This is a genomic window from Verrucomicrobium sp. BvORR106, from assembly GCF_000739655.1.
Classification (GTDB): Bacteria; Verrucomicrobiota; Verrucomicrobiia; order Verrucomicrobiales; family Verrucomicrobiaceae; genus Verrucomicrobium.
Genome location: NZ_BATR01000054.1, coordinates 1 through 18398 on the forward strand (window position 1 = coordinate 1; position 18398 = coordinate 18398).

Annotated in this window: 9 protein-coding genes; 8 read left to right on the forward strand and 1 reads right to left on the reverse strand. The window is 62.5% G+C overall.

The window, feature by feature from the left end; all coding sequences use genetic code 11:
• The 3 genes from BV106_RS08670 to BV106_RS08680 all read left to right on the forward strand — a co-directional run.
• A partial coding sequence (locus BV106_RS08670) for an ATP-binding protein (protein WP_038163473.1) occupies positions 1-334 on the forward strand: 334 nt, incomplete at its 5' end.
• Positions 331-990: a response regulator transcription factor gene (locus BV106_RS08675; RefSeq protein ID WP_038163477.1), complete on the forward strand. Its 660-nt coding sequence runs from the start codon at positions 331-333 to the stop codon at positions 988-990. The genes BV106_RS08670 and BV106_RS08675, both read left to right, overlap by 4 nt.
• 72 nt (positions 991-1062) lie before the next feature.
• Complete coding sequence (locus tag BV106_RS08680) at positions 1063-1473, forward strand: hypothetical protein (RefSeq protein WP_038163478.1); 411 nt, start codon at positions 1063-1065, stop codon at positions 1471-1473.
• Between the two features lie 36 nt (positions 1474-1509).
• Here BV106_RS08680 and BV106_RS08685 read toward each other — a convergent pair whose 3' ends face one another.
• Positions 1510-1956, reverse strand: coding sequence for a thioesterase domain-containing protein (locus tag BV106_RS08685; protein WP_038163480.1), 447 nt, complete (start codon positions 1954-1956; stop codon positions 1510-1512).
• 102 nt (positions 1957-2058) lie between these two features.
• Here BV106_RS08685 and BV106_RS08690 point away from each other — a divergent pair, with 102 nt between their 5' ends.
• The 5 genes from BV106_RS08690 to BV106_RS35290 all read left to right on the forward strand — a co-directional run bounded on the left by BV106_RS08690 (position 2059) and on the right by BV106_RS35290 (position 18398).
• Entirely contained in the window at positions 2059-2673 is a 615-nt protein-coding gene (locus BV106_RS08690) for a TetR/AcrR family transcriptional regulator (protein ID WP_038163483.1), read from the forward strand.
• A 61-nt stretch (positions 2674-2734) separates the two neighbouring features.
• Entirely contained in the window at positions 2735-3967 is a 1233-nt protein-coding gene (locus tag BV106_RS08695) for an efflux RND transporter periplasmic adaptor subunit (protein ID WP_038163485.1), read from the forward strand.
• A 137-nt stretch (positions 3968-4104) separates the two neighbouring features.
• Positions 4105-7299 (forward strand): efflux RND transporter permease subunit, encoded by a 3195-nt coding sequence (locus BV106_RS08700; RefSeq protein ID WP_038163489.1) that lies wholly within the window; start codon positions 4105-4107, stop codon positions 7297-7299.
• 193 nt (positions 7300-7492) lie between these two features.
• On the forward strand, positions 7493-12577 hold the full coding sequence (locus BV106_RS08705; RefSeq protein WP_038163491.1) for a non-ribosomal peptide synthetase: 5085 nt from the start codon (positions 7493-7495) through the stop codon (positions 12575-12577).
• Between the two features lie 10 nt (positions 12578-12587).
• Complete coding sequence (locus BV106_RS35290) at positions 12588-18398, forward strand: aminotransferase class III-fold pyridoxal phosphate-dependent enzyme (RefSeq protein ID WP_051945446.1); 5811 nt, start codon at positions 12588-12590, stop codon at positions 18396-18398.

Here is an 18398-nt window from a genome sequence, read left to right on the forward strand (position 1 = left end):
GACTCAAACCCTGGTACGCAACCTCCTCGCCAACGCTCTGAAGTTTGCCCGTACCCGGGTGGTGCTGCGGTATGAGGAAACACCGGACGGCGTCCGCTTCATCGTGGGCAATGACGGTCCCACCCTCGCCCCTGAAGTGGCTGCCCGGCTGGCGGCGGATGCGGATGAGCCGGTCACGGCCACTTCGGGCATGGGGCTGCGGCTCTGCCGGGAAATCTGCCGGGCGCTGGGCTTGCAACTGGTGGCGGCGGCGGGTGCCGACGGCGGTACGCAGTTCTCATTCCTATTGAAGAAGGCTGCGTCAGTCGCAGTGGTTGGTGACGAGATGGTATGAACACAGGTGACACACTTCTTTCCAGGCACCGGGTGCTGATCGTGGAAGATCAGGGCATGGTAAGAGCGTTCTTTGAGCGATGGGTGGCGGAGCTGCCCGGCTTTGCCGTGGCGGCCTCTGCCCGGACCGGAGAAGAAGCGCTCACTTTCGTGGGCATCGCCACGCCGGATGTCATGCTGGTGGACTACCAGCTTCCTGGCATGGACGGCCTTGAGTTTGTGAAGCTCGCGAGGCAGATCCGGCCGCAGTTGCGCGCCCTGGTGGTCTCCACTTTGACAGATCCTCTGGCCCTTACCCGCATTCGTGAATCTGGCGTGGAAGGTTATGTGGAGAAGGACGCCACCCCAGAGCTTCTGGCTGAGGCTCTCGGTGCGGTGGTTTCTGGCCAGCGGTTCTATTCAGGGAAGTTTCATGAAACCATTGCCCGCGAAGGGGCCAATGCCGAAAGCGTCGGCAAGATCCTCTCCCGTCGAGAACAGCAGGTCCTGGGCTTTGTGCTGGACCAAAAGACCAACCGTGAGATCGCCGAACTGATGGGGCTGAGCGTCCGGACGGTGGAATTTCATCGCGCCAACGTCATGACCAAACTTCAGGCAGGCAACCTGACGGATCTGGTCGCTGCCGCTAAGTCTCGTGGTTGGCGAGACAAGGGGTGAGAACTTGCTAGTTCAGGAATTGCTCGTGGTGCACAGTGTCCACCGCAAACGGTGCAGCCTCCCCGATTTTCCATGATGAAGCGCTTCCTCTCACTGACAGAACGGGAATTCGAAAGGTTCTACAGTTTGCGTGATCACGCTGCACCTGGTGGGAATGATGGTTTCGAAGAGGAGTGCCTTGTCACTTTGTCAATGGTGGGGAAGTACCTTGCCCGGCGACTGGGGCCCGGTGACTATCACCTCCACGAGTGTTTCAATCGATCACGTTTCATTGAGGTTGCCTTTGAAGTTGAAAGCTACCTTCATGCGGATTTCGTTCGCGGGTTGCAAGGCCTTCTGGCGGGATTAAGGCAAAGCTGGATGGTGTGTCTTTCTGAGGGGTGCTATCTGTTTGTGACAAGAGAGCAAGTCCTGGGATTTGATCCCACGGAGGAAAATGCCGCATTTCTTCGGCTTCAGTCGGAGTTCGAAGATTGTGCCTGAATCCGTGCGAGATGTCTTGGGCCGCTCCTTCCAGTCCTACTTCAACGCCACAAACGTTCCCTCGAACTCCACGCAGACGCGGTCTCCCTCCTCCACCACGACCTTCAGCGTGATGCGGGCTTTGTCGGATTTCGCGAAGAGCTTCTTGAACTTCGTCACGGCTTTGGCATCCGGCCGCTTGCAGGCGGCATGCAGTTCACCCCTGACGGGTGCCAGGTAGCGGATCTTGCTGTCCTTGATCACGATGTGGGCCTCCCGGTCTTCCAGCAGGAGCCAGAGCATGCTGTAGCCCGCCAGCGTCGCCAAGGTGGCGAGGCTGCCGCCGAAGGCAGTCCCCAGGTGATTGTGATTCGCCTCCAAGGGGGCGGTCAGGACCAGCCGGGCTTCGTCGAAGGATGCCACATGCACCTGCATGGCCTTGGTCAACGGGATCTGCGCATGCAGAAAGCGTTCAGTTTCTTTGAGAAGCTCGTCGGCAGGCATGGCAAACTGGAAGGGGTGGGGTACGGTGAATCCAGACCGAAGTCGAGAATTTTCGAATTTCGACTTGTATTTGACTATCTAGTAAACTATTATTGGTCAGCCATGGGCCGTACCAGTGACGCCAAAGAACGCCTTCTTGAGGCTGCGCTCGATCTTATTTGGGAGCGCAGTTACGGGGTGGTGACGATTGACGCTATCTGCGAAAAGGCCGGGGTGAAGAAGGGGAGTTTCTACTACTTCTTCGACTCCAAGTCCACCCTCGCGGTGGCGGCGCTCAATGAGAACTGGATCCAGGATGGCAAGGCCAAGTGGGATGCCCTGTTCTCAGCTTCCCTGCCGCCGCTGGAGCGCATTCGCGGGTTCATGCAGTCGGTTTACGATGGGCAGGTGAAAGTGCAAAAGGAGCACGGCAAAGTGCTTGGTTGCCCCTGCTTTTCCATTGGATCTGAGACCAGTACGCAGGATGAAGTGATCCGGGCCAAGGCTCAGGAGATCCTGCAGAGCCAGATCCGCTACTTTGAATCGGCCATTCGCGACGCGCAGGCAGAGGGTTCTGTCCCTCCCGGAGATGCGGCGGCCAAGGCCAAATGCCTCTTTGCGTTGTTCGAGGGCAGTCTGGCCCAGGCCCGCATTCAGAACGATCTCGATTTTCTGCGCACGCTTCCCGATGCTTCCCTGGACATCCTGGGTGCTCGTTCCCTCAAGGTCGCGGCCTAGCCCCGCTGCCTTTTTTTCGCGGAAAATTGTTTACTATACAGTCAACTACAAAGCTCAATCCATGAACTCGACCGACCTCGGCCCCATCGAAACCCCTGCGGCCCCTGCACCTCAAAAATCCCGCCTGCGCGCCTTCGCCTGGCTATCCCTCGTTACGCTCCTCGGCGTGGGTGGGGCCGCCTATTTCGGCACCCGCACCGCGACGGCTGGTGAGAATGCGGCCGCTCTTGCCCCCGGTGCTCCCCCTCCGCCCAAGGTGACTGTCGCGACGGTCGAGGAGCGAACCATCACCGATCACCGTGAGCTTCTCGGTCGCGTGGAACCCATCGAGAGTGTGGAGATTCGCCCCCGCGTGTCGGGACACATTGAAAACGTGCTCCTCCAGGCGGGCCAGTCCGTGAAGAAAGGGGATGTGCTCTTCACCATCGATCCCCGCTGGCATCAGGCCCAGTTCGATCTGGCGAAGGCCGGTGTGGAGAAGGCGCGCGTGAGAGTCCGCATCACCGAGCGTGATGCCAAGCGCTCCACGGAGCTTCTCGCGAGCCGCGCCATCTCCGTCGAGGAGGCGGACACCCGTTCCTCCACCCTGGAGGAAGCCAAAGCGGAACTGCTGGCTGCTCAGGCCTCGCTGGATACCGCCAAGCTGGACCTTGACTACACCCAGGTGCGCGCGCCCATCAGCGGTCGCGTGAGCCGGGCTTACGTCACGGCGGGCAATCTGGTCTCCGGCGCTCCCGGTGGGGCCACTCTGCTGACCACCATCGTCTCTGAAGGCGAAGTCTATGTGTACGCCGATGTGGATGAAGCCTCCTACCTGGTCATCAACCAGCTCTGCAGGGAGAACCGGCTTGCCTCGGAAAACGGGCGCGTGCCGGTGGATATGCAGCTCACCGGCGAGACGGGCTATCCGAATCGCGGCGTGATTGAATCCGCCGACAACCGCCTGGATCCTGGCACCGGCAGCCTGGTGCTGCGCATGATCTTTGCCAACCCGGATGGCAAGCTGGTGCCCGGTCTCTCTGCCCGTGTGCGGGTGCCTGTGAGCGCCCCTTCACCGGCCCTGGTGATCAGCGAGCGTGCCATCGGTACCAACCAGAGCCAGAAGTTCGTGCTTACCGTGAACCCCGAGAACGTGGTCGCGCTCAAGTCCGTGAAGCTGGGCTCCCTGGTGGAAGGCAAGCGTGTGGTCCGCGAAGGCCTCCAGCCCGGTGACCGCGTGATCGTCAACGGCACCCAGCGTGTGGCGGCCGGCATGACCGTGAGCCCTGAGTCTGCCGCTGTGGCGATGAAATAACCCAATCATTCGCGCCGCCCCTGTCCCCCTCGGGGCGGCCTTCCTCACCCCATTCCCAACTTCCTTCGAGATCCGGCCTCTGATGCCGGGATCAGCCGCCGCTTTGCCTCCGTCCTGAACTGCCAACCTGCCCTGTCATGAACTTCTCAGACTTCTTCATCAAGCGCCCCATCTTTGCGGGTGTCTTGTCCATCATCACCCTGCTGGTGGGCGCCATTGCCCTATGGCTGCTGCCGGTGAGCGAATACCCGGAAGTGGTGCCGCCCACGGTGGTCGTGACCGCCCGCTATCCCGGTGCCAACCCCAAGACCATCGCCGAGACGGTTTCCACCCCGCTGGAGCAGTCCATCAACGGCGTGGAGAACTCCATCTACATGTTCTCCCAGGCCACCACGGACGGGGTCATGACCCTCACGGTGACCTTCAAGCTGGGCACGGATCCGGACAAGGCCCAGGTGATGGTGCAGAACCGCGTGGCCCAGGCAGAGCCCAAGTTGCCGGAGGAGGTGCGCCGCATCGGCGTGACCACCGTGAAGAGCTCGCCAGACATGACCCTGCTGGTGCACCTCTTCTCCCCCGACAACCGGTATGACGAGGTCTTCGTGCGCAACTATGCCACACTACAGGTGCGTGATGTGCTGGCCCGTCTGCCCGGGGTGGGGCAGGTGCAGCTCTTTGGTTCAGGAGACTATGCCATGCGCGTCTGGCTGGACCCCAACAAGGTGGCGGCCCGTGGCATGACCGCGAGTGATGTGGTGGCGGCGATCCGGGAGCAGAACGTGCAGGTGGCCGCTGGTTCCGTGGGCCAGCAGCCCAATCCGCATGCGGGTGACAATGAGCTGCTCATCAACACCAAAGGACGCCTCGTGACGGAGGAGGAGTTCGGCGACATCGTCGTGAAGATCGGTGCCCGGGGCGAACGCGTGCTGCTCAAGGACATCGCCCGCATGGAACTCGGAGCCTCCGAGTACGCGCTGCGTTCTTTGCTCAACAACAAGGCGGCTGTGGCCATCCCCGTCTTCCAGCTTCCCGGAGCCAACTCCATCGCCGTGTCCAATGCCGTGCGGGAAAAGATGGCGGAGCTGAAGAAGACCTTCCCCGACGGTCTGGAGTACGCCTTTGCTTATGACCCCACGGTGTTCGTGCGGCACTCCATCGAGGCCGTGGTGCACACGCTGATTGAGGCCATCATCCTGGTGGTGCTGGTGGTCATTCTGTTCCTCCAGACCTGGCGCGCTTCCATTATCCCGCTGGCTGCGGTGCCCGTCTCCCTGGTGGGCACCTTCGCAGTCATGAGTGCGCTCGGCTTCTCCATCAATGCGCTCTCGCTCTTCGGCCTCGTGCTGGCCATCGGGATCGTGGTGGATGATGCCATCGTGGTGGTGGAGAACGTGGAACGCAACATCGCTCTGGGCTTCACGCCTGTGGAGGCGACCAAGCGGGCCATGAGTGAGGTGACGGGGCCCATCGTGGCCACCGCCCTGGTGCTCTCTGCTGTGTTCATTCCCACTGCTTTCATCACTGGATTGAGCGGGCAGTTCTACAAGCAGTTTGCCATCACCATCGCCATCTCCACGGTGATCTCGGCGTTCAACTCCCTCACGCTTTCCCCTGCGCTGAGCGCCCTTTTGCTGAAGGATCACCACGCACCCAAGGACAAGCTTTCCAAGGCGATGGACTGGGCCTTTGGCTGGTTCTTCCGCCCCTTCAACCGCTTCTTTGACTGGGCCTCCCAGAAGTACTCCAACGGCGTGGCCCGCATCATCCGCGTGAGCGCCATAGCGATCATTGTGTATGGCGGTCTCCTGGTGCTTACCGCGAACCTATTCCAGAAGGTGCCGGCCGGCTTTGTGCCAGCCCAGGACAAGCAATACCTCATCGCCTTTGCCCAGCTTCCGGAAGGCGCCTCGATCGAGCGCACAGACAAGATCATCCGCCGCATGACGGAGATCGCCATGAAGCATGAAGGTGTGTCTGACTCCGTGGCCTTCCCCGGTCTGTCGATCAACGGCTTTACCAACAGTCCCAACTCCGGCATTGCCTTCACCACGCTGAAATCGTTTGAAGAACGCAAAGGACCCGGCATGTCCGGCACCGAGATCGCTGCCCAGCTCAACAAGGAGTTTGGCGAGATCCAGGAGGCCTTCATTGCCATCTTCACTCCGCCTCCCGTAAACGGGCTCGGCACCACCGGTGGCTTCAAGTTCTACGTCGAAGACCGGGCTGGTCTGGGCTATGACGAGCTGTACAATGCCACGCAGGCCCTCATCGCGAAGGCGAACCAGACCCCTGGCCTTGCAGGGCTCTTCACCAGCTTTACCATCAACAACCCCCAGTTGCAGGCGGATGTGGATCGCGCCAAGGCCAAGCAGCAGGGTGTGCCGCTGGCCAACATCTTTGAGACCATGCAGATCAACTTGGGCTCGCTGTATGTGAATGACTTCAACCGGTTCGGCCGCACCTATCAGGTGGTGGCCCAGGCGGATGCGGAGTTCCGCACCAATGCCGATGACATCCTGCGGCTCAAGACCCGCAATGCCAAAGGCGAGATGGTGCCCCTCGGTTCTTTGGTGACGGTGACCGAGACCTATGGTCCGGACCGGGCCATGCGCTACAACGGCTATCCCGCCGCGGAGATCAGTGGCATGCCCGGCCCCGGTTTCAGTTCGGGTCAGGCCGAGGCGATCATGGAGAAGTTGGCCGCAGAGACGCTGCCCAAAGGCCTGGCGCTGGACTGGACGGAGCTGACCTATCAGAAGATCCTGGCGGGTAACACCGGCATGCTGGTCTTCCCTATCAGTATCGTCCTCGTGTTCCTCGTGCTGGCTGCCCAGTATGAGAGCTTCAGGTTGCCCTTTGCCGTGCTGCTCATCGTGCCCATGGCGTTGCTCTCGGCCATGGCCGGGGTGTGGTTCACGAAGGGGGACAACAACATCTTCACGCAGATCGGCCTCATCGTGCTGATCGGTCTCGCCGCGAAGAACGCCATTCTCATTGTGGAATTCGCCGTGAAACTTCGCGAGGAGGGCAAGGGCATCGTCGAAGCCGCGTTGGAAGCCTCCCGCCTGCGTCTGCGCCCCATCTTGATGACCTCCATCGCCTTCATCGCCGGGGTGTTCCCGCTGGTGGTGGCCACCGGGGCCGGTGCAGAGATGCGCCAGGCCATGGGGGTGGCCGTGTTTGCCGGGATGATCGGTGTGACCGTCTTTGGTCTCTTCCTCACCCCCATTTTCTATGTGGTGCTGGAGAAGCTCGGCGTGAAGAAGCCGGCGGTTGCCCCAGCGGTGACGCCGTCCCATGGTGGCCCTGATTCGGCGACTGCTCACGCATAATCCTCTGGGAAAGGTAGAACAAGCCTTCCCCCGTCCTCTCAAAAGGCCCCCTGACCCAGGGGGCCTTTTTCGTGTTCTGGCGGGAGGTCTGGAGCAGGGGCGGACGGGTGCAATTTCGATCAAATTGCCTTGAGGGTGAAGGCACCCTATGCCAATCGGGCGGCGGCTGTCCCCGATCCCACACTTTTTGCGCATGCAGACTCTGTTCGACCTCCTCAACCGCTCTGTCACCACCCACCCAGACCAGGATGCCCTGAGCGGGATTGACCGGCAGCCGCTCAGCTACGCCAGACTGGGTCAGGAAGTGCAGCGTGGCGCGACGCTGCTGGCGGGGAGGGGTGTGACAAGGCAGGACCGGGTGGCCATCGTTCTGCCCAACGGCGCTGAGATGGTGGTCGCCTTCCTGGCCGTGGGAGCCATCGCCACCTGTGCGCCCTTGAACCCCGCGTATTCCCTGGACGAGTTCAAGTTCTACCTCTCCGACCTGAATGCGCGTCTCCTCGTGACCGTGGCGGGATGTGCCCCCACGGCGGTGCAGGCGGCGGATGCATTGGGGATCGAAACGGTCTGGCTTGAGCCCGCGACCGATCGGGAAGCTGGCGTGTTTGAGGTGAAAGGCGGCAGTCAGCCTGCGCTCACACCGGAACTGGCGCTGGCAGAGGATGTGGCCCTGGTGCTGCACACTTCAGGCACCACCGCCCGCCCCAAGATCGTGCCTCTGAGCCAGCGGAACCTTGTCGAGTCCGCTCAGAACATTGCCCGCTCCCTCGCGCTCACCAGGGGTGACCGCTGTCTGAACATCATGCCGCTGTTCCATGTGCATGGCTTGTTGGGGGCGGTGCTTTCCTCGATTTCCGTGGGGGCGGAGGTCGTGGCCAGCCCGGGCTACCAGCCGCTGGAGTTTCCCGGTTGGCTGGAGCGGCACTCACCCACTTGGTTCACGGCGGTGCCCACCATGCATCAGACCATCGTGGCCCGGCGTCAGGGCTCCACCCCTCCGCCGCATCGTCTGCGCTTCATCCGCTCCTGCTCTTCAGCCCTGGCCCCCAAGCTGATGGCAGAGATGGAGTCATCGTTCGGCGTGCCCGTGATCGAGGCCCTGGGCATGACCGAATCCGCCCATCAAGTGGCCAGCAATCCGCTGCCGCCCCGCCAGCGCAAGCCCGGCTCGGTGGGTGTCGCGGCCGGCCCGGAGGTGGGCATCATGAACGCAACTGGCGAGCTGTTGCCTCCTCATGCCACGGGAGAGATTGTGATCCGCGGGGCCAATGTCATGGCCGGGTATGAGAACAATCCCACCGCCAACACATCCTCCTTTGTGCAGCAGTGGTTCCGTACCGGGGACCAGGGGCATCTCGATGAAGAAGGCTATTTGTTCCTGACCGGGAGGATCAAGGAAATTATCAACCGCGGTGGTGAGAAGCTCTCCCCCCGGGAGATCGATGAAGCCCTGCTCGACTGCCCTGGCGTGGCCCAGGCGGTGGCCTTTGCCGTGCCGGATACGGCCTTGGGCGAGGCGGTGGCGGCAGCGGTGGTGCTAAAGCCCGGTGCTCAGTTGACGGAGCAGGAGATTCGAAAGTTTGCCGGCACGAAGCTGGCGCATTTCAAAGTGCCGGCGCGTGTGTTGATTCTGGAGGAGATCCCCAAGGGACCCACCGGCAAGATCCAACGCGTGAGTCTGGCCCGAGTGCTGGGCATGACGAGCGTGGCACCTGCGGAGGCTTCCCGTGCCGCGCATGTGGCTCCGACCACGGAGCTGGAGAAGGCGCTGGTGGAGATCTGGCAGGACGTGCTGTCCACCAGCCCCGTGGGCATGTTGGATGATGTGTTTGATCTGGGTGCCAACTCCATCGCTGTGACTCAGGTGGCGGTGCGGGTGCGCGAGTTGCTGGGCCTGGAACTGCCTCTGGCCAGTTTCTATGGCGCACCGACGCTGAAAGAACAGGCTGCCCTGCTGGAGACGCGGAAGGCGAAGGGCGCGGACGGTCATGGCGATACGTCGCCCCAGAAACAACGGCCTGAGTTGAGGCCCCGTCTGTCGCAGCAGGAGTACCCGCTCTCCTTTGCCCAGGAGCGCTTTTGGTTTCTCTGGAAGCTTGAACCCGGATCCACCGCTTATCATCGGCCCACGTTTCTACATCTCACGGGAGCGCTGGATCTTGGTCGTTTGCAAAAGGCACTGGATCAGGTGGTGGCACGGCATGAGGTGTTGCGGACCATCTTCCCTCAAGTGGACGGGGTGGTGCAGGCCAGGTTGCTGCCGCCGGGCCCCGTCCCGCTTCCGTTGCACGACTTGGGTGGCTTGGAAGAGGAGGTGCAACGACAGAGACTGGATGAGCTGGCACGTGCCGTGGCGGATCGTTTGTTTGATCTGGAGCAGGGGCCGTTGATTCATGCCACCCTGGTGCGACTCTCCAACACGGATCACGTTCTGCTGCTGGGGATGCACCATGCCATCGCAGATGCCTGGTCCGCCGGTGTGGTGCAGGATGAGCTGGCCAGGGCCTACGGAGGTGCTGGGGAAGGGCAGGTAGAGGAAACTCTGCCTCCCTCCCTGCAATACGCCGACTATGCGGCCTGGCAGCGGGAGTGTGCCGACGCAGGTGTCTGGGCAGATGATCTGACCTACTGGAAGGAAGAACTCAAGGGTGCCCTTCCGGTGCTGGATCTTCCCTATGCGAAGCCCAGGAGAGAGCTTCAACAGACAGAGGCCGTCACGCTGGTGAGCAGACTGACTCCTGAGTCGCGCCAGGCCTGGCAGTCTCTTTGCAAGGAAGAGCGGGTCACTCCGTTCATGGTGCTGGCCGCCGCCCTGGGCGTGCTGCTGCACCGGCACAGCGGGCAGGAGGAGGTGATCCTGGGCTGCCCGGTGGCCGGGCGCACGGAGCTGGCCACGGAGTCCATGCTGGGTTGTTTCATCAATACCCTGGCCCTGCGTCTTCCCTTTGAGGCCGAAGCCACCTTCAGGGAGATGCTGGGGAAGGTGCGTGCCAAGGCGCTCCATGCGTATGAACACCAGGCGCTGCCGTTTGAGAAGGTGGTGGAGGCCATTCATCCGGAGCGGCACTTGCATCACACCCCGGTGTTTCAGTGCCTCTTCATCTATCGCGAGCAGGCTCCATCCCCGGTGTTGGCCGAGGGCTTGAACATCGGTCCCTGGGATCGACAGGATGCCGTCACGCCCTTCGATCTTTGCCTGGACGTCACAGAGTCAGGTGATGGAGGACTGATCTGCCGCTGGCAGTTCAATGCCGGTCTGCTGCCGGAGGCAGCGGTACGGACACTGGGCACCGGATTCGAGACGCTCTTGGCCCACCTGGGCAAGGAGGCGGGTGAACCGGTGTGCCGGATGAGCATTCTGCCGGAGGCAGCGCGTGCGCAATTGACCCACTTCGGGACGGGCTCACTCACGGAACCATCTGGAGAGATGACCGTGACGCCATTGATCAAGGACGGGCTTGCTCGAGATGCCGCATCGCTGGCCATCGTCTCAGGGGAACAGTCCATGCCCCGGGCAGAACTGGAGACGGCGTCCGATCAGCTAGCTGCACGGCTGAGGCAGGCGGGGCTGGGTCAAGGTTCGCGGGTGGGACTGTGTGTGGAGCGTTCCCCTGCGGGTGTCGTAGCGGTTCTAGGTATTCTCAAAAGCGGCGCGGCCTATGTGCCGATCAGCCCCACGGAGCCTTCCCTCCGTCTGGCGGCCATCCTGGCCGATAGCGACCTGCATGCCGTGGTGGGCGATGATCACCTGGTTTCCCAGTTGCCTCTGGCCGCGGGCGTGAAGCGGTTCACCGTGACTGACTCTGCGCCCGTCGCAGCGGCGGATCTGGAGACGCTCCGTGACATCGTGATTGCTCCGGAAGACCCGGCCTACGTGCTCTTCACCTCAGGCTCCACCGGCCGGCCCAAAGGCGTGCTCATGCCGCATCGTTCCCTGGCAGGGCTTCTTACGTGGCACCTGAACCATCCTCGTCTGGGGCAGCCTGCCCGCACGCTGCAGTTTGCGCCCTTCACCTTTGACGTTTCTTTCCAGGATACAGTGGCCACGCTGGCGACCGGGGGAGTGGTGGTGATGGTGCCGGAGGAAGTGCGTGCGGATGCCAAGGCGCTGCTGGCCTGGATCGAGGAGCATCACGTTGAGCGGCTCTACCTTCCCTTCGTGGCCCTGCAGGCCTTGGCAGAGGCCTGGTCAAGCCGGGCATCGACCCTCACCTGGGCCGCCGTACGGGACGTCATCTGCGCCGGGGAACGACTGAAATTGACTCCTGAAATCCGACGCCTGTTCGAGGCTCTGCCCGAGGCGCGGTTGCACAACCACTATGGTCCCACGGAGTGCCACGTCGTTACCGCAGAGACGCTGCCGGAAGATCCCGCGGTCTGGCCGGCGGAGGCCTCCATTGGCGTTCCCACGGATCATGCCAAGGTATATGTGCTGGATGCCTTGCTCCAGCCTGTCCCTTTGGGCGTGCCGGGGGAGTTGTACCTCGGTGGCGCTTGTGTGGCGCTGGGCTATGTCAATGCCCCGGCGAATGGCACGGCCTTTGTGAACGACCCGTTCGCTCCGGAGAGTGGTGCCAGAATGTATCGCACGGGAGATCGTGCCTGCTGGACTCCGGAGGGGATACTCTCCTTCCTGGGAAGGCTGGATCGCCAGCTCAAGGTGCGTGGTTATCGCATCGAACCCGGAGAGGTCGAGTCGGCTCTGATGGGAGTGCCTGGGGTGAAGGCTTGCGCCGTGATCCTGCGCGACGGCCGGCTGGGTGCCTGGGTGGCCCATGGGGACACCCCGCCGCCGACCCATGGGGAGGTCCTCCGCGCGCTGCGCGAGTCCCTGCCGGAGTACATGCTGCCCCAGAGCGTGGAGTTCCTGAGGGAGTTGCCCTTGCTCCCTTCAGGCAAGGTGGATCTGCAGGCCCTGCCCTCCGGCGATTCCAACAGGCCGCAGATTGAGGCTGCCTTTGTGCCGCCACAGTCCGAGCTGGAGCAGGTGATTGCTGCTGCATGGAGAGAATGTCTCAACCTCAAAGAGGTGGGGGTGGAGGACAATTTCTTTGATCTGGGAGGGCATTCCCTGCTGATGGTGCGGCTGCATGACCGCCTGCAAGCGCGGCTCCAGCGCAGCTTCCCCCTCATGGATCTTTTCCAGTACCCCACCATCCGCGCCCTGCTCCTTCATCTGGAGGCGCGACCTGATGCGCGACAGAATGTGACGCCCGCCGTGGACCGGGGGAGGAAACAACGTGAAACTCTCCAGCGCCTGCGTGCCAACCTTCCCTGAGGCTCATCTGATGACTGGCGAAACCCCACTGGACGGCATCGCGATTGTCGGCATGGCCGGGAGATTCCCTGACGCGCCCGACCTGAAGGCGTTTTGGGAGAACCTGTGTGCCAGTCGTGAGTCGGTGAAGTTCTTCACGGATGAAGAGCTACGCAGCTCCGGGATCGAGCCCGCTGCGTTGCCGCCGAACTTTGTCCGGGCACGGGCCATCCTGGAAGATGCGGCCCTCTTCGATGCCAGGTTCTTTGGCTACACGCCACGCGAGGCAGAGATTCTGGATCCCCAGCAGCGCCTCTTCCTGGAGACGGCCTGGAGTGCGATCGAGGACGCGGGTTATGGCGAGCCGTCACATGCGGGGCTCACCGGGGTGTTTGCCGGGATGGCGAACAACACCTACGTCAACCACTGCCTGCAGACGCGGCCGGAGATTCGGGAAACCGCCGGTGCCTTCCCGGTGATGATCTCCAATGAGAAGGACTACTTGGCGACGCGGACGGCTTACAAGCTCGATCTCAAGGGGCCGGCCATCAATATCAACACCGCGTGCTCCACCTCTCTGGTCGCCATCTGCCAGGCCTGCCAGAGCCTGCTCACCTACCAGTGCGACATGGCGCTGGCCGGAGGCGTGGCGGTGCGGTTCCCGCAGAAAAATGGCTCCCTGTATCAAGAGGGCGGCATGACCAGTGCCGATGGTCATTGCCGCGCCTTCGATGCCCAGGCCACCGGGATGGTCTCTGGTGAAGGGGTGGGCGTGGTCGTGCTGAAGCGCTACAGTGAGGCGATGGCAGATGGTGACACGATCCGCGCCGTCATTCGGGGGTTCGCCGTGAACAATGACGGCGGTCACAAGGCGGGCTACACCGCCCCCAGCATCCAGGGGCAGGCAGAGGTGATCGCGACCGCCCAGGCCATGGCAGGTGTTGCTCCTGAAACCATCACCTACGTGGAGGCGCACGGCACCGCCACCCCCTTGGGCGATCCGATTGAGATCGCGGGCCTCACCAAGGCCTTTCGCGCCAGCACAGAAGCGCGGCAGTATTGCGCCATCGGATCGGTCAAGACCAACATCGGTCACCTGGATGCGGCGGCCGGTGTGGCCGGGCTCATCAAGACGGTGCTGGCCATGGAGCACCAGGCGTTGCCAGCCAGCCTGCACTACACGTCTCCCAATCCGCAAATCGATTTCGCGAGCACACCCTTCTATGTGAATGCCACGCTGCAGCCTTGGGCTGCCGCCGGGGTTCCGCGTCGCGCTGGGGTGAGTTCGTTTGGCATCGGGGGCACCAATGCGCATGTCGTGCTGGAGCAGGCACCTGCAATCCAGGTCGCCGCTTCGTCTTCACCTCACTCACCGGAGTTGCTTCTTCTCTCTGCCCGCAGTCCTTCTGCGCTGCGCACTGTGAGGGATCAGTTGCGGCGCTGGCTGGAGGCTCACCCAGAAGCATCCTTGGCCGATGTCGCCCATACGCTGCGCGTGGGTCGACGGGCCATGCCCATCCGCTGGGCCGGGATGGCGGAGGAGCTTGCCAGTGATCAGCCAGGGCAGGGGGACATCAGCCTGTTTTCAGGGCCGGTTCAGGAAATGGCCCGGCGCTGGTTGCAGGGAGAGTCGGTTGCCCGGGAGGTGCTTTCTTCTCCGGAGCGCAGAAGAATCCCTCTGCCAACTTATCCCTTTGAGCGGGAGTCCTTCTGGATTGAGCCCGCTTTTCTCGCCGCCACCTCCACGGCTCAGGCTGCCCCTCCGGCAACGAATGGAGTTGTTTCCATAGACCGGGTCTTTGAGGATCTGGTGGTCCTGTTTCAGGAACTGTCGGCCCTGGAAGGGGAGCATCTGGACCCTCAGGCAACGTTCACGGAGCTGGGGTTTGACTCCTTGTTCCTCACGCAGGCCAGTCTGGCCATTGAGCGTCGGTTTGGGGTGACCATCTCGTTCCGGCAGTTTCAGGAAGATCTGGCGGATCTCCAGACCCTGGCGGTCTATCTGGCAGGGAAGGTGCAGACTCTCCCTGACCGGGGAACGACCAAAGTTCCACCGGCTGAAGTCACGGCTGAGGGCGCGCCTTCCTGTGCGGATGGCACGTGTCAATCAGTGGCTGCCCCGGCGCGAGCAGAGTCGCTGAGCGATGTCGCTCTACGGCATATTCAAGAGCTGACCTCCGCGTACGTATCGCGTACCGGCAAGTCCAAAGAGCACGCGCAGGAGCACCGGGCGCACTTCGCAGATCCGCGCACCGCCGCAGGCTTCCGCACCCGGTGGAAGGAGATGGTTTACCCCATAGTGGTGGAGCGCTCTGCGGGCACCCGGCTCTGGGATCTGGATGGGAACGAGTACCTCGACCTGTTGCTTGGTTTTGGCGTGAACTTCTTTGGCCACTCTCCCTCGTTCGTGACGGAGGTGATTGAGCGCCAGTTGCGATTCGGCGTGGAGATCGGACCCCAGTCCCCTCTGGCGGGAAAGGTGGCGGCACAGATCTGCCGCATGACAGGTGCCGAGCGGGCGACCTTCTGCAATACCGGCTCGGAAGCCGTGCTGGCTGCTCTGCGGATTGCCCGCACGGTGACACGCCGGGACAAGGTGGTGGTCTTCGCGGGCTCCTATCACGGCATCTTCGATGAAGTGCTGGTGAGGACGCCGGCGGTTCAAGGAAAGGGATTCACTCCGGTTCCGGTGGCCCCGGGCATCCTTCCCGGGATGGTGGAGCACGTCATGGTGCTGGAGTATGGCTCCCCGGAGGCACTGGAAATCATCGGCAAGCATGCAGGAGAACTGGCGGCGGTGTTGGTCGAGCCTGTGCAGAGTCGCAATCCGGATCTGCAACCGCAGGCGTTCCTGCATGACCTGCGTCAGATCACGGCGGCCGCAGGCACGGCGTTGATCTTTGATGAAATCATCACTGGTTTTCGCTGTCACCCGGGCGGAGCACAGGCCTGGTTTGATGTTGAGGCAGACATCTGCACCTATGGCAAGGTGATCGGCGGCGGCATGCCGCTGGGCGTGGTGGCTGGCAAGGCGCGGTTCATGGATGCACTGGACGGTGGCGCGTGGCGCTTCGGCGATGACAGCGCCCCCACTGTGGGAGTCACCTACTTTGCAGGCACCTTTGTCCGACATCCGCTGGCGCTGGCGGCTGCGCATGCAGTCATGGCTCATCTAGAGAAGGAAGGCCCAGCTCTGCAGTCCCGTCTCAATGACAAGGCCTCCGCCCTGGCCGCACGCTTGCGCGAGTTGCTGCATGCCTCCCGGCTTCCATTGCAGCTCGGCTGTTTCAGCTCGGTGCTCTATCTGCGGGTCACGCAGCAGGATTCCCTGGCGTCGCTGCTCTTCTATCACTTGCGACTCCGGGGACTGCATCTCTGGGAGGGGCGGCCTTTCTTTCTGTCCACCGTGCATACCGATGCCGATGTGGCGCGGGTGGTACGCGCCTTTGAGGAAAGTCTCGCCGCACTCGCGGAGGTGGTCCCCGCCGCACCGCCTGTCGCCGCATGGACGCCTTACACGGTCATCGCCATGACGGAGGCGCAGCGGGACAGTTGGGTCTCCGCTCAAACCAGTCCCGATGCTTCGCGGGGGTACAACCTTTCCTACCTCGTCCATCTGCACGGCGTGTTGCATGATGACGCCGTGGAGCGCGCGTTGCGCAGACTGGTGGCTCGTCATGAAGCCTTAAGGACCAGCTTTGATGCCGAGGGAGCAGAGCGCCGTATCTGGAATCGCGTGCCGTGGGAGTTGGCGCGAGTGGAACTGGCTGAGGAGGTGGGGAAAGATCGGCCCCAGGCCTTGCAGGCCATCCTTCAAGCAGATGCCGATCAGGTTTTCGTGCTGGAGCAGGCTCCGCTCTTCCGTGCCACCTTGATAAGGCTCGGGGCTGAGCATCATGCCCTGCTGCTCACCGCGCATCATCTGGTGATGGACGGGTGGTCGTTCGGCATCCTGTTGCAGGAGTTCGCGGAAATCTATTCTGCCATCGTGCAGGGCAGGGCGACGAATCTGCCGCCGGCCCTGCAGCCGCGCTCCTACAGTCATCTGCTGGAGACAGGGCGTGACGCCGCATCGAGCCAGATCCTGCAGTACTGGCTGGATCTGCATACCCCACCCGCCCCCGCCTTGCAGCTCCCGACGGATCGACCGAGGCCTCCCGTCCGTACCCATCGCGCCGCCACGGCGAGCTTCACGCTGAACGCCGGGGATGTCGCCGACATGCGCACCCAAGCTGCAAAGCAGAGCGCCACGGTGTTTCAGTGGTTGGTGGCCAGCATCACTGCTTTCCTGCATCGCCTCAGCGGTGCCGAAGACTGGGTCCTTGGCATCCCTGCCGCAGGGCAGGCCACCGCCGAAGGCCTGCGCATAAAAGGAGATCGCTCGCTGGTGGATGACCGCGTCAACCTGCTGCCCTTGCGCCTGCGGTGTGATTCCACGAAGACTTTCGTGGAAGTGCTGCAAGCGGTGAAGCAGCAGATCCTTGCTGCCTATGAGCACCAAAACTTCACCTACGGGGAGTTGGTCCGCCGCTTGAATCCGCCGTATCAGCCAGGCCACCCCGCCTTGGTTCCCATGACGTTCAACCTGGACCGGGGCATCCTGGGCCTGAGCATGGCAGGTCTGACCACTGAGATGGTCTCACCGCAGAAGCCCTACGATTTTTTTGATCTCCGCATCAACGCCACAGAGCTGAAGGACACCTTCCGGATGGACTGGACCTACAATCCGGATCTCTTTGACGCAGCCACCATCAAGCACTGGCTGGAGCAATGGAGCGTGATGCTGCAGGCCTTTGTGAGCCAGGCGGAGGTCCGGTTGGAACAGCTCTGGCAGGGGGCGTCTGCTCCTGTATCGGCCCCTGTGGTGGCTCTCCCCGGGCACAGAGACTTCACGGCCCCGCGCCGCCAGATTGAGGAAACAATCGCCGCCTGCTGGCGCGAGGTGCTTGGGGTGGATGCGGTCAGCGTGCACGACAGCTTCTTCGCTCTGGGCGGCCACTCATTGAAGGTGCTCAAGCTGCTGCTCAAGGTGAAGGAACAAACCGGCGTGGCCCTGCGGGTGAGGGATTTCTTTGGAGATCCGACCGTGGCGGGCATGGCGCGGCTCGTCGATCCTGAAAGCCCGGCGGCGGCGATGCCGCCAACTCCAGAAGGCTTCCTGCTCCGGCTTCGTGAGGGCACAGACGTTCCACCGCTCTTCATTCTCCCGGGCGGATGGGGCGGGGAAAACGAGGCCCTGGTTTTCGCCACTCTGCTGCCGGGTATTGCGGCCAATCGATCCGTTTATGCGGTGCTTTCCCGATGCCTGGAGGACAAGTGGGAACAGTCTCCCACCCTGCGGGGCCATGCCGAAGCGCTGCTGACAGAAATTCGCAAGGTGCAGCCTCACGGGCCCTATCACTTGCTCGGGGAGTGCAATGCGGTGGCCATGGCGATGGAGTTGGTGAATCTCCTGGAGACGCAAGGTGAACCGCCCGGCCGCCTGATCTTCCTGGATCGTCCGGCTCCGACTCCGCCGACTTCTGCCTGGAGCCGATGGCTGCCCTGGCGTCGCGGCGTGAACGGTGCCGCGGGCGGCGATGAGTGGGGCCCCCGAGAGGGAACGCTGCCGGATCGCGTGGAGCACTACCATCAGCTTTTGGATTCCTGGACGCCGCGTCCGGTCACCAGTGAGATCCATCTGGTGCTATCTACCGGTTTCAAGGATCCGGAGGCTGTGGCGTCAGGGTGGAAGTGGCTCGCCCTGGGCGGGCTTCATCTGCATGCGGTTTCTGGAAATCACCACACCTACATTCGCGATGACAGTGCACCCACGGTGAAGGTCTTGAACCAGCTCATCTGA